Below are 12,892 nucleotides of genomic sequence, written 5' to 3'. Positions count from 1 at the left end.
ACCTCTCGATGGGCGGCTATCCCCGGTCCGGGCGCTTGCGATCCCCCGCAAAGTTCGCCGCGAAATAGTCGATCACCTCCGCCGCCTGCGTTCCCTTCCTGAACGCCTTCTGCTCCTCGAAATCGACGCTGGGAATGAGGTGGATGAACTGGTTGTCGGCGTAGAGCGCCATGACCGCATCGGGGTCGAGCCCGCCGCTCCGCAGCCCCGCCATCGTGTTCGCCGCCTCTAGCGCCGCACCGATCATCACGTCGGCCAACTGCACCGCCGGGCTTTGCTTTGAATCAACCTGCGTCACCTGGCAGAGCTTCAGCGGAAATTTGAAGCTGGCGATCGCTGTCTGGCGAAGCTCGATGGTGTCCTCGTGGTCGATAAACCGCTGCAGCAGCTCGTGATAGCGCTCGAGGTTCTTCGACTGGTCGTGCTCGACCCGGTACGGACCGTCGCTCATGATTTCCATCCGGCTGATTAGCGACTGCAGCACGACAATCGCGATGTCCGTATCTACGCCCGGCGTCATAATGGCTGACAGGCACTCGGGCGCCGCATCGCGGGCCAGCGGGCCGATTGCTTCTGGAAACTTCCGCCAGTTCGTTCGTCGCGCGGCGGCTACGAGGTCACGCAAGGCATCTGCGCTCTTTTCTCTCGCCGCCCGCTGGAACGTCGCCAGCAGCGCCGCGAACTCGGCCTCGCCTAGCAGTGTAGGACCCGCGACGGAGAGCAGCGAGGCCATCGCATAGTTCTGGCCGTCTTCGTAAAAATTGTGCCCGCGCTCGTAATACCAAGGCTCCACCGCATAATCGCAGAACATCAGGATCAGCAGGAAACGCTTGTCACACACATAGGTGACGCTCTTGTAGCCAGCGAGCAGCTCTTGGAGCAGCGCAAGCAGCCCGGCATGGTTGGCCGGTCGACGCGAGAGCGATCGATACTTCAGCTCGCTCGCCTGGACGCGCGGCAAATGCTCCCTAATCAGGCGCGCCGCATCGTCATCGCCGATCGCGATCGCCGCCGCGCCCTGGAAGCGCTGATCGACGTTCAGGAGGTCAAAGCCGGTATAGCCGCTCTCATCGATGCGGAAGCATTCCATGATGCCCGCAGGCGCCTCAAGGTCACGTTTCATAGCGGCGCTCGTGCGACATCGGCAAAGCCCCGCCTTTCAGCTCCGCGCGCATGACGTGGATGTCTGGTTGGATGGAAAATGGCTTGGAGCTGTCCCACCAGCGCGCATGGACATGCAATTCCACGCCTGATCCGTCGGTGTAGATGTAGTTCCAACGCTGGCTCATGGTGCGAGGCTCTTCGCCACCAATCATTCTGGCCGCTTCCGCTGCCTCGGGCACGGCGTAGATATTCTTCGTATCAGCCGCTTGGTCGATGATCTCGACGAAGCGATGATAGAGTTCGAGCGATGCAGGTGGGGTCATCCGAGCGTTATAGCAACCGAGCTGTTTCCCCGATAGCGAACCGCCAGCCGGGGAAAACCGTAACCGCCCCAGGACCGGACGCTCGATCCCGATAATCGGATTATCTACTAAGACACTCCTGGGGGTTTAGTTTGTACGGCGCGAAGTAGCGCCAAACGACGGCAGCTCGCGTCTCCCGGCGGTTCTAGGGTAGTGCTATAGCGTAGATATAATGCCCATCATCATCGGGCGTGGCCCGCCAATTGACTATCGGCGGCGCTTCGGCGGATTAGCGGCGGCGCGGTCCTCGGCTGCCAGCTTTTGCCAGCGCTCGAACCGATCGGCAGTCAGCGTACCGTCAGCAATGGCGGCGCGGACGGCGCAGTCGGGCTCCGACCCGTGCGCGCAATTCGAAAAGCGGCATTGCTCTGCCACCAGAATGAAATCGTCGAAAATCTCGGCAATGCCCGTCGCTGCTTGCGGCAACTGGAGTTCGCGCATCCCCGGCGTGTCGAGCAGCCAGCCGCCGTGATCGAGCCGGTGCATTTCACGGACGGTGGTCGTGTGGCGTCCGGTATCGTCGCGGGAGCGGATCGCCTGGGTGGCAATATCGCTCGATCCGCGCAATGTGTTGACCAGCGTCGATTTGCCGACGCCCGATGAGCCGAGCAGCGCCACGGTTTCGCCCTTGCCGCACCATGCTGCCAGGCGCGCAACGCTCGCCGGATCGCGGCCGTTGACCGGTTCGACGCGCAAACCCGGTTCGATCGCGCTCGCGGCGGCGACGAATTGCCCCGGATCTTCGGTCAGGTCGGTCTTGGTCAAGACGACGACCGGTTTGACCCCCACTTCGCGCGCCAGAACCAGATATCGCTCCAACCGCGCAACGCTGAAATCCTGATTGCATGACGCGACGACGAACAGCGTATCGACATTCGCTGCGATCATCTGCTCGCGGTTCGGATCGCCGGGTGCGCGCCGCTTGAACAGGTTCAACCGGTCCAGAATGCGAACAGCCTCGTGCGTGCTCCGATCGATCAAGAGCCAGTCGCCGACGGTCGGGTGGGCGTCGGATGGCCCGGCACCGACGATATAGGGGGAGATAAGCTGCTGTCCGCTGGTGCCCGCGACGGAAATCTTGCCGCGGTGTACGGTCATGACCCGGACTGGAAGGCATGCTGCAACCTCGTCATCGGTCATCTGATCGGCAAAGTAAGGGCGCCAGCCCAGTGTTTCCAAAATTTCGTTTGCCGATGTCATTGGGTGCTGAAGCGTCCTTCTGTTGCAGCTTGCGCTTATGCCGACAGCGACTGCGCCTGGCCTTTTCGACGCTTTGCGCCGCCGTGGCAACCGCGTTGGGTAGCGCGCCGAGGGGTTGGTCGGACAGGCTGAACTTTTTTCCAAGGCTGCGCTGCGGGAGCTCCGTCTTGTGTCTGTCGCCGGGATGCAAACCCGGCCCTGATCACATGAGGAACCCGATGCGCAACACTCTGCTGGCCACCACCTGTCTGGCCGCCCTGCTTTCGACGACGGCCCAAGCCGAAACGACGATCACCACCGCGACCACGGCGCCGGTGCGGACGTCGACGATCAAATCGGGCGCGCCCGACGACATCAAGATCACGTCGACGGGTTCGGTGAAGCCGACGGCCGGCACCGCGGTGACGATCGACAGCAACCACAAGGTGATCAACGAAGGCACGATCGAGATCAGCAACGTCAACGGCGCGCGTGGCATCGTTGCCAATGCCGGAACGGTGGGATCGATCACCAATGCCGCGACGGGGAAAATCATTATCGACGAACCCTATGCACCGACCGACATCGACAATGACGGTGATATTGACGGTGCTTTTGCGCTGGGCAGCAACCGTATCGGGATCGCCACAGCCGGGGACTTCACGGGGAATATCGTCAACAACGGCGCGATCACGATCGAGGGGAATGATTCGGCAGGGATCCGCTTGGGCGGGCCGTTGACCGGCAATTTTACCACCGACGGTACGGTCACGGTACTTGGCGACCGGGCGCTTGGCGTCGGGTTGCAAGATGTCACGGGCAATGTTCGCCTGGCTGGCACGATCACCGCCACCGGCCTCGACGCGACGGCTGCGCGGCTGGCGGGCAACATCACCGGCGCACTGGTCGTGCAGGGCAATCTCACGGCCACCGGCTATCGCTTCACAACGCCGCCCGCCGATCCGTCCAAGCTGGATGCCGACGATCTGCTGATCGGTGGCCCGGCGCTGTCGATTGAAGGCAATGTGACGGGGGGCATCGTCCTCGCCGTCCCGCCCAAGGACAACAGCACCACCGACAATGACGAGGACAAGGACGGCATCCCTGATGACAAGGAGGGTAGCGCCGCCGTGCGATCGTTCGGATCGGCCGCGGCGGTACGGATCGGATCGGCTACGCAAAGCGTCACGATTGGCCCGGTCGCCGGTACGGGAACCGGGCTTGGCTTGATCATTGATGGGTCGGTGAGCGGCAACGGACTTTATGCCGGCAAGGACGGCAACGGCATGCAGATCGGTGGCTTGGGCGGCGCCGTGACCATCGCAGGCGGCATCGGCATCGGGGCGAGCGGCAGCGTCGCTGCGCTATCGAGAGATGTTGCGGCGACGGCGATCCGGATCGGCAGCGGGGCGACGACCCCCGAATTGCGCAACGCGGGCAAGGTTGAAGCGACGACCGCAGGCAATGTCGCGGGTTCGATCGCGACTGCGGTGCTGGTCGAGGCAGGCAGCGACGTGGCGCTGATCCGCAACAGCGGTACGATCGCGGCGAAAACCGGCGGCGACAATGGGACCGCGCGCGCGATTGTCGATCTTTCCGGCAATGTCGATGTCGTCGAGAATAGCGGTGCCATCAGCGCCACAGGGGCGCTGGCCAGCTCCGACCGCAACGTCGCGATCGACCTGTCAGCCCATGCGACTGGCGCAACGGTGAAACAGACCGCCGTGGCATCGGGCATCACCGCCCCCAGCATCGTTGGCGACTTGCGGTTCGGTGGCGGCAATGACGTATTCGACATTGCCGACGGCTCGGTGAAAGGAAACAGCTTCTTTGGCGGCGGCAACAACCGTCTCGCGCTGTCGGGCGACGCCACTTATGCGGGCAACGCGCGCTTTGGGGCGGGCAATGACAGCATGACGCTGGCTGGAACATCCAAATTCACCGGCGCAGCCGATTTTGGTGGCGGCACGGACACGCTTAGCATCGGCGGCACGTCCATCTTCTCCGGCTCTTTGGCTAATGCGCAGGGACTCGCCGTGTCGGTCAGCGGCGGTACCTTTGACGTATCCGGCGCGGCGCAAATTGCGTCGCTGGCGGTGACCGACAAAGGGACGCTGGGCGTTCTGCTCGACACCGGCAGCACCGGTACGGCGTTGCAGGTGACCGGTAACGCCAGCTTCGGCGCCGAATCCAAACTGGCGTTGCGGCTGACCAGCATCGAACAGGCGGAGGGACGCCACATCGTCCTGACCGCGGGATCGTTGACCGGGGCAAGCAATCTCACCGCATCGCAGACGCTGCTGCCGTTCCTATACAAAGGCACGCTGACGTCGAACGCGACCCAGTTGATCGTCGATGTGGCGCGGAAAAGCACCAGTGATCTTGGGCTCAATCGATCCGAAGCGGGCGCTTTCGACGCGGTGATCGACGCGGTGGTTGCCGACCAGAAGGTCGAAGACGTCTTCCTTGGCATCACCGATGGTGAACAGTTCCGCGCCCAACTGGGCCAGATGTTGCCGGAACATGAAGGCGGCGTGTTCGAAACCGTCACCTCCGGCTCGCGCGCGCTGTCGCGCCACCTGCAGGATCCCAATGCGCCGTTCCAGGACGAAGGCAAATGGGGCTATTGGGTCAATCAGGCGGTGTGGGGTACGTCGAAAAGCATCGGCGACACGGCCAGCTATGACGTCAGCGGCTGGGGCATCGGCCTTGGCGCCGAAATCAAGAGCGATGTCGGCAGTTTCGGCGGCTCGATCGCTTTCCTCAGCGGCAAGGACGGCAATGGCAGCAACGCCAATGAGGTCAGCACCAGCCAGTTCGAAGGCGCGTTGCACTGGCGCTTGCGATCCAAGGGCTTCATGGCCAACGCCCGCGTATCGGGCGCGCCGATCAAAATGAAGGGTACCCGAATCTTCAGCGCGGAGGCGGGCGCCGATGACATCGAAAAGACGATGAAGGGCAAATGGGACGGAACCTTGTGGTCGGCTTCGGGCTCACTCGCCTATGATGCGCACGCCGGCGGGATCACGATCCGCCCGATGGTTGCAGTCGATTATTTCAAGCTGACCGAGAAAGGCTATCAGGAAACCGGGGGCGGCGATGCGCTCGACCTGAAAGTGCTCGGCCGCGATAGCGATGAGCTGGCGGTGTCCGGCACCGTTGCCCTTGGCATGGATTTCGGCGGCCTCGATCAATATGACGGCTGGACGCGCTTTGAAATTGAGGGCGGGCGCCGCCAGATCGTCGGCGGCACGCTGGGTTCGACCACCGCGTCGTTCAAGGACGGTACGCCGTTCACCCTTACCCCTGATGATCGCACGAGCGGCTGGGTCGGCCGTCTCCGTGGCATTGCTGGCAATTCGGCCTTTCAGGTTGCTGGCGAAATGTCCGCGGAGGAACAGCAAAACCGCATTGGTTGGGCGTTCCGTGCGAGTCTGCGGGTCGGCCTCTAGCCCCCCGGCCGGCCCCGCGTGCAAGGGGGAGGCACCTCCCTACCCCCGCCTCCCCCTTGCTTAGACAGAAATGAACGAAGGTACCGATGCTTGCACTGCCCCTCCTCTCTTTTCCGCCGCCGCGGTTGCGCGGCGGGACATGGGCGCTATATGACGGCGGCATCGGGGGAACCTATGGCGCGCGCCGGGGCAGCGCGGACCGGCGGAAAATGGCGTTCCAGAGCAAACAATCGATGACCAGTTCGCACGACCGAACCGAAACCGCGCAAGGCATCGAAGGCGTATTGCTCGCCAACCGGGACCGGATCGTCCGGTTCTTGCAGGTCCGCGGCGCTGGCGATGCCGCCGAGGACCTGTTTCAGGATTTGTGGATGCGGTTGACCGATCGTCCGATGGGTCCAATCTCTGATCCCCTGCCCTATGTCATGCGCGCCGCGAACAATCTGATGCTCGATCGCTACCGTTCGTCGCGGCAGAGCGCGCTGCGTGACAAGGCGTGGGGTGAGGCCGCGGCGGGACATCAACCCTCCGCCGAGACATCACTGATTTCGCGTCAACAGCTCGAACAGGTCGATACAGCGATTGCCGCCACCGGCGAGCGGGCGGCGGCTATTTTCAAACGGTTCCGGATCGACGGGATGGCTCAGCGCGATATTGCCCATGAAATGGGGGTCAGCCTGAGCACCGTCGAAGCCGATTTGCGCAAAGTCTATGCCGCGCTTGCTGCGCTACGGAGGCAGTTTGATGCATCCTGACATGAACAGCATCGAAGCGCGCGCCATCGACTGGCTGGTCCGTCAGCGTGATCCGGCTTTTGACGATTGGGACGGCTTTGCCGACTGGCTCGCCGAGGATTCCGAGCATGTCGCGATCTATGATGCGGTGGCGAGTCTCGATCAGGATCTCGACGCGCTACCCTCGATCGCCAAGCCCGTACCCTTGGCCATGCCGACGGCGCCGCGTCGTCCTTCGCGTCGTGCCTGGGTCGGCGGAGCGATGGCAGCCGCGTTGGTCGCGGTCATTGGCCTATCGACGCTGAACCCGTTCGGTAACGCCAACCGGATCGAGACCGCGGCGGGCGAACATCGCACGATCGAGCTCGCCGACGGATCGCGGATCGAAATCAACGGGGGCTCGGTCGTCGAAATTGACAAGGATCGTCCCCGCTTTGCCCGGCTGGAAGCGGGCGAAGCGATGTTCCATGTCGTCCATCGCGATGACGATCCCTTTATCGTCGAAACGGGCGACGACCGGATCGTCGACCTTGGTACCGCATTCAACGTCGTGCGGCGCGAACGGCAGACATTGGTCGCAGTGTCGGAAGGCATTGTCCTCTACAATCCCGACCGCGACAAGGTCCGCATCGTCGCAGGCAAAGCGATTGAGGCCCGCGACAACGATAGCCAGCCCCCGGCGGTAAAGGATGTCGATATCGCCAGCATTGGCGGGTGGCGGACCGGTCTGCTGGTTTACAATGACGCGCCGCTTGCCGTCGTGGCCGAGGATCTGAAACGCACCGCTGGAATGGAGGTCCGCATCGCGCCCGGTGCGGCCGACCTGTCGTTCCGCGGCGCGCTGATTATCGACAAGAACCGCAATCGCACGATCGCCGATCTCGCCGCCTTGTCGGGAACGAAGGCCAAGCGGCAGGGCGATGGCTGGATCCTGACCCGCTGAGCATCTCATCGCGCCTTTCCCTTGTCGCCGCTGCGACGCTGCTGAGCCTGCCTGTGCAGGCTTTGGCGGCAGAGGAGCACGCGTTCGACGTGCCAAAAGGGAGCTTGTCCACCGCGCTGCCGGTGATCAGTCGTCAGGCCGGGGTCAGCATCAGCGTCGTCGATGCCAAGTTATGGCAAGCACGCGTCAAACCCGTGCGCGGTCGGATGCGCGTCGATGAAGCGATTCAGCGTCTGCTGAAGGGTTCGGATGCCCGCGCCGTCCGCGTCAGCGCGACCAGTTGGCGGATCGAGCGCCGCCCCGCTGCCCCGCGGATCGCACATCGCCCTGCCCGGCAACCGGCGCCGCAGCCGCGCGCGCGCGAACCGGCGCACGACATGGTCGCTGGCGTGCAGGACGAAATCATCGTCACGGCATCGAAAACCGACCTGCCCTATTCGCATTTTGCCGGCGTCGTCACCCAGCTGAGTGGCGGCGATTTGGCGTTTGGCGGTGAGCGCGGCATGGATTCGATCCTGTCGCGGACGGCAACGGTATCCTCGACCCATTTGGGTTCGGGGCGCAACAAGCTGTTTATTCGCGGTATCGCCGATTCCAGCTTCACCGGTCCCACGCAATCGACGGTTGGGCAGTATCTGGGCGATATCCGCCTTAGTTATAATGCGCCTGATCCTGACTTGCGCCTTTACGACGTCGACAATGTCGAAATCCTCGAAGGTCCGCAAGGGACGCTCTATGGCGCCGGATCGCTCGGCGGGATCATCCGCGTCGTCCCCAAAGCGCCCGATCCGCGTGCGATGACGATACAAGCGATCGCGGGCGTCTCGCTGACCCAGCATGGCGATCCGGGCGGCGACATCGCCGCGATTGCCAATCTGCCGGTCGGGGACCAGGGTCATGCGCTGCGGCTGGTCGGCTATATGCTGACCGACGGCGGCTATATCGATAACCCACTGCGCGGTCAGAACGACGTCAATCGGGTCCACGTCCGCGGCGGGCGCGCCACCTTTCGTTTCGAAGCCGGCAACGACTGGACGGTCGATCTGGGCGGCGTCTATCAATCGATCAAGTCCAACGATGCACAATATGCCGACAAGGCCGCCGACCCGCTGACCCGCAATTCGATGGTCGAACAAAATGCGTCGGCGCGTTATGGTCTCGGCACGGTCGTCGTCATGAAGGATTGGGGCGACCTGCATTTCCAGTCGTCCAACGCCTTCATCGACCACCGTCTGTTCGAACGCTTTGACGCCAGCCTGCCCGAAGCACCGCCCGGCACCATCATTACGACCGGCGCAGTGGATGTCGAGCGGGTGTTCGCACCGATCCAGGTGACCCCGCTCAGCAATGTGCCGCGGGTGCTCGACCAGCGCAACGCCACGCGCATGTTCGTCAGCGAGAACCGACTGTCGCGCCCGTATCACGACGGTCTCGGCTGGGTCGTCGGCGCGAGCGTCATCGACAATCGCGCCCGGCAGGACCGCGAATATAGCTATGGCACCCTCCGTGCCGTGTTGCCCGGCGTGACCAACAAGATCACTGAGGTCACTGGCTATGCCGAGGCGACGGTCGAAGTCATGCCTGACCTCGTCGCCTCGGGCGGCGTGCGTTTGTCGCACGCGCGGCTCGGCGGCATGGCGGAAGGCGTGAGCGTCGCGCTCGCGCTGGCGGGACGGGCAACGACCGCGTCGCGCAATGAAACCGACCTGTTACCGTCTTTTTCGCTGCTCGCGACACCGCTGCACAATGTCCGCGTTTATGCGCGCTATCAGGAGGGTTTCCGTCCCGGCGGTTTGGCGGTCGATGGCAATTTTGTCCGGCGATTCCTGAACGATCAGGTTCGAACATGGGAGGCCGGGGTACGATTCGGCGACAAAGGGCAAAGCCTGTTCGACGCCAGTCTTGCCATATCGCACAGCCGCTGGCGCAACATTCAGGCGGATTTCATCGACAGCACCGGCTTTCCGACCACCGCCAATATCGGTGACGGGCGCATCACCAGCATCTCCGCCGCGTTAGCGATGCGGCCGACCGAGACGCTGACGTTCGAACTGGGCGCGGTCCATAATCACAGCCGGGTCGATGATCTGGCGCTGGAGATCCTGCCGGTCTTCGCCGCGGCGCCGGGACGGCTAGGTCGCATCCCCAATGTCGCGAGCCACGCGGTGCGCGGGTCTGTCAACTATGCCACGGTAGTCGGCGACGAGGATTTCCGCGTTAACGGCTGGGCGAATTATATCGGGCCATCGCGGCTCGGCATCGGTCCGGTGCTGGGCGAGAGTCAGGGCGACTATATCGACACCGGGCTGGCAATGCGGATCGGCAACGACCGCCGCGGGTTGTCGCTCACGCTGACCAACCTGTTTGACTCACGCGGCAACCGCTTTTCGCTCGGAACGCCGTTCGTGGAGGGTAACGAAGGCTTCATGACGCCGCTGCGGCCGAGGACGCTGCGGATTGCGGTTGACGTGGCGTACTGAGCATCATTCCCCTCCCTTCTTCAGGGAGGGGCTAGGGGTGGGTCGCCGCAGGCGTTCTTTTGGCCGCATACCCACCCCCGCTGCGACTAACGAGCAAGCTCGTAAGCCTCGCACCCCTCCCTCAAAGGGAGGGGCGAAGGTTCTTCAATCCGCCAACGCAATCCGCTCATACCGATCCATGTGGTAGTCATGGCTGCCGAATTGGCTTTCGATCATCGTGGCGCGCTTGAAATAATGGCCGATCGCCAGCTCCTGCGTGATGCCGATGCCGCCGTGGGTCTGGATCGCATTCTGGCCGACGAAGTTGGCGCCGCGCGCGACCTTCGCCTTGGCGGCGGAGACCGCGGCCATGCGCTCGTTCGCTGGCAGGCCGAGCTTGAGCACACCCATGATCGTCATCGAGCGCGCCTGTTCAACCTCCATGAACATATCGACCATGCGGTGCTGGAGTACCTGGAACTTCGCGATCGGTACCCCGAACTGCTTGCGCTGCTGGGTATATTCCAGCGTGCCTTCGTGCAGTTTCTGCATCACGCCGGTCGCCTCGGCGCACACCGCGACGGTTGCTTCATCGACGATCTGTTCGACGAGCGGCAGACCAGTGCCTTCGCCGCCAAGCAGTGCATCACCGGGGATCGCGACATTTTCGAAATAGATTTCTGACGCACGGCTGCCATCGACGGTCGGATAGTCGCGGCGCACGATGCCGGGCAGGTTCGCGTCGATCAGGAACAGCGATACCCCCTCCCGATCGCGCGAGGCGCCCCCGGTGCGCGCGGTGACGAGCAGGTGCGTGGCCCAAGGCGCGGCATAAACGACGCCCTTATGGCCGTTCAGCACATAGCCCGCACCGTCCTTCTTGGCGGTGGTGCGCAAATTGGCCAGGTCGTAGCGCCCCTGCGGTTCGGCATAGGCAAAGGCGACGATAACGTTGCCGGCAATAATTTCCGGGATGATTGCATCGGCCTGCGCGCCACCCACGGCCTTCAGCGCCCCGCCGGCGATGACGACGGTCGGCAGATAAGGTTCGATCCCGATGACCTTGCCCAACTCCTCCATCACGATCGCATTTTCCAGTGCGCCGCCGCCGAGACCGCCATGCTCTTCGGCGAACGGTGCGCCGAGCATGCCGAGTTCCTGCGCCAAGGCAGTCCAGATCGCCGGATCGCGACCGCTGTCCGAATTGACGAACTTCTGGCGCGTGTCGAAATCATAGGTGTCGCTCAGAAAACGCGACAGTGTGTCGCGGATCATGTCCTGCGTTTCGGTGTAGGTGAAATCCATTTTACATCCCCGTCGCCCCCGCGAAGGCGGGGGCCGCTATAGGTTTATACTGCGGCGCTGAGTCAGGCTGATCGCGGCCCCCGCCTTCGCGGGGGCGACGCTTTCGTCAGAGCCCCAGAACCATCTTGGCAATGATGTTGCGCTGAATCTCGTTCGACCCGCCGTAAATCGTCGTCTTGCGCATGTTGAAATAGGTCGGCGCAGCGCGGTGGGCATAATCGGGGCCGATCGGATGCTCGTTGTCGCCCTCGCCAAAGCCGCGGAAATAGGGCGCCCCATAATGGCCGACCGCTTCGAGGCTGAGTTCGGTGAGTCGCTGCTGGATTTCAGACCCCTTGATCTTGAGCAGGCTCGATTCCGGCCCGGGACCGCGGCCCGCATTGGCACCGGCCAGGCTGCGCAGCTCGGTGAATTCCAGCGCCGCCAGATCGACTTCCAACTCGGCCACCTTGCGCTTGAAAAACGCATTGGCGAGCAGCGGCTTGTCGCCGTCGAGCTCCGTGCGGGCAATCGCCTTCACCTTCTCGATCCCGCGCTTCGACGCTGCGACGCCAGCGATGCCGGTGCGTTCGTGCGCGAGCAGGAACTTGGCGCAGGTCCAGCCCTTATTCTCTTCGTAAACGCGGTTGGCGACGGGAACGCGAACATCCTCCAGCCACACTTCATTGACCTCATGCTCGCCGCCCAGCGTGATGATCGGACGCACGGTGATGCCGGGCGATTTCATGTCGATCAAAAGGAACGATATGCCTTCCTGCTGCTTGGCGTCCTTGTCGGTGCGGACGAGGAAGAAGCCCCAGTCAGCGTGCTGCGCCAGCGTCGTCCAGGTTTTCTGTCCATTGACGATATAATCATCGCCGTCGCGCACGGCGGTGGTGCGGAGCGAAGCGAGGTCGCTGCCCGAACCCGGTTCCGAATAGCCCTGGCACCACCAATCCTCGCCCGACAGGATGCGCGGCAGGAAATGGGCCTTCTGTTCGGGCGTGCCGAAGGTGTAGATCACCGGGCCGACCATCGCGAGGCCGAAGGGCATCAGGCGAATGCAATCGGCGCGCGCGGTTTCTTCAGACCAGATAAAGCGCTGCGTCGGGGTCCAGCCGGTGCCGCCATATTCGACCGGCCACGCGGGCGCGATCCAGCCCTTTTTGTGCAGGATCTTGTGCCAGACGAGAAAATCTTCCTTGGACATTTCCTCGCCCTCGTCCTGCTTTTCACGCAGCTCGGCGGGGTAATTTTCGGCGATGAAGTCGCGCACTTCCTGCTGGAAGGCAATATCTTCGGGGCTGAATTCCATGTCCATCACGAATCTCCCATTGGGCAATGGCGCCCTTATAATGAGCGCTCACCTTTACGT

At 63.1% G+C, this 12,892-nt stretch carries 9 protein-coding genes; 4 read left to right on the top strand and 5 right to left on the bottom strand.

The window, feature by feature from the left end; translation table 11 throughout:
- Window positions 1-16: 16 nt before the first annotated feature.
- From VGN68_RS19270 to rsgA, 3 genes are all read right to left on the bottom strand, one after another.
- Window positions 17-1,090 (bottom strand): DUF3800 domain-containing protein, encoded by a 1,074-nt coding sequence (locus VGN68_RS19270; RefSeq protein WP_327479101.1) that lies wholly within the window; start codon window positions 1,088-1,090, stop codon window positions 17-19.
- A 22-nt stretch (window positions 1,091-1,112) separates the two neighbouring features.
- A complete protein-coding gene (locus VGN68_RS19265) occupies window positions 1,113-1,427 on the bottom strand; it encodes a hypothetical protein (protein ID WP_075150487.1) in 315 nt (104 codons plus the stop codon).
- 246 nt (window positions 1,428-1,673) lie between these two features.
- Entirely contained in the window at window positions 1,674-2,666 is a 993-nt protein-coding gene (gene rsgA / locus VGN68_RS19260; protein ID WP_327479052.1) for a ribosome small subunit-dependent GTPase A, read from the bottom strand.
- A gap of 218 nt (window positions 2,667-2,884) precedes the next feature.
- On the opposite strand from rsgA, the gene VGN68_RS19255 reads away from it, so the two are divergent.
- The 4 genes from VGN68_RS19255 to VGN68_RS19240 all read left to right on the top strand — a co-directional run bounded on the left by VGN68_RS19255 (window position 2,885) and on the right by VGN68_RS19240 (window position 10,254).
- Window positions 2,885-6,097: an autotransporter outer membrane beta-barrel domain-containing protein gene (locus VGN68_RS19255; protein ID WP_327479051.1), complete on the top strand. Its 3,213-nt coding sequence runs from the start codon at window positions 2,885-2,887 to the stop codon at window positions 6,095-6,097.
- A gap of 86 nt (window positions 6,098-6,183) precedes the next feature.
- Window positions 6,184-6,852: a sigma-70 family RNA polymerase sigma factor gene (locus VGN68_RS19250; RefSeq protein ID WP_327479050.1), complete on the top strand. Its 669-nt coding sequence runs from the start codon at window positions 6,184-6,186 to the stop codon at window positions 6,850-6,852.
- A 1-nt stretch (window position 6,853) separates the two neighbouring features.
- On the top strand, window positions 6,854-7,774 hold the full coding sequence (locus tag VGN68_RS19245) for a FecR family protein (protein WP_327479048.1): 921 nt from the start codon (window positions 6,854-6,856) through the stop codon (window positions 7,772-7,774).
- 104 nt (window positions 7,775-7,878) lie between these two features.
- Window positions 7,879-10,254 (top strand): TonB-dependent receptor, encoded by a 2,376-nt coding sequence (locus VGN68_RS19240; RefSeq protein ID WP_327479046.1) that lies wholly within the window; start codon window positions 7,879-7,881, stop codon window positions 10,252-10,254.
- A 144-nt stretch (window positions 10,255-10,398) separates the two neighbouring features.
- On the opposite strand, the gene VGN68_RS19235 is transcribed toward VGN68_RS19240, so the two are convergent.
- Window positions 10,399-11,538: an acyl-CoA dehydrogenase family protein gene (locus VGN68_RS19235; protein ID WP_327479044.1), complete on the bottom strand. Its 1,140-nt coding sequence runs from the start codon at window positions 11,536-11,538 to the stop codon at window positions 10,399-10,401.
- 106 nt (window positions 11,539-11,644) lie between these two features.
- A complete protein-coding gene (locus tag VGN68_RS19230; RefSeq protein WP_327479042.1) occupies window positions 11,645-12,838 on the bottom strand; it encodes an acyl-CoA dehydrogenase family protein in 1,194 nt (397 codons plus the stop codon).
- Between the last annotated feature and the right edge of the window lie 54 nt (window positions 12,839-12,892).

This window comes from Sphingopyxis sp. (assembly GCF_035998965.1).
Lineage (GTDB): Bacteria > Pseudomonadota > Alphaproteobacteria > Sphingomonadales > Sphingomonadaceae > Sphingopyxis.
This window is presented reverse-complemented; position numbering and strand designations above follow the sequence as displayed.

Excerpts from the sequence above, each read along its gene's own strand:
- VGN68_RS19245 (WP_327479048.1), top strand. The coding sequence starts at position 6,854 with ATGAACAGCATCGAAGCGCGCGCCATCGACTGGCTGGTCCGTCAGCGT.
- rsgA (WP_327479052.1), bottom strand. The coding sequence starts at position 2,666 with ATGACATCGGCAAACGAAATTTTGGAAACACTGGGCTGGCGCCCTTAC.
- VGN68_RS19250 (WP_327479050.1), top strand. The coding sequence starts at position 6,184 with ATGCTTGCACTGCCCCTCCTCTCTTTTCCGCCGCCGCGGTTGCGCGGC.
- VGN68_RS19265 (WP_075150487.1), bottom strand. The coding sequence starts at position 1,427 with ATGACCCCACCTGCATCGCTCGAACTCTATCATCGCTTCGTCGAGATC.
- VGN68_RS19255 (WP_327479051.1), top strand. The coding sequence starts at position 2,885 with ATGCGCAACACTCTGCTGGCCACCACCTGTCTGGCCGCCCTGCTTTCG.
- VGN68_RS19230 (WP_327479042.1), bottom strand. The coding sequence starts at position 12,838 with ATGGACATGGAATTCAGCCCCGAAGATATTGCCTTCCAGCAGGAAGTG.
- VGN68_RS19235 (WP_327479044.1), bottom strand. The coding sequence starts at position 11,538 with ATGGATTTCACCTACACCGAAACGCAGGACATGATCCGCGACACACTG.
- VGN68_RS19270 (WP_327479101.1), bottom strand. The coding sequence starts at position 1,090 with ATGGAATGCTTCCGCATCGATGAGAGCGGCTATACCGGCTTTGACCTC.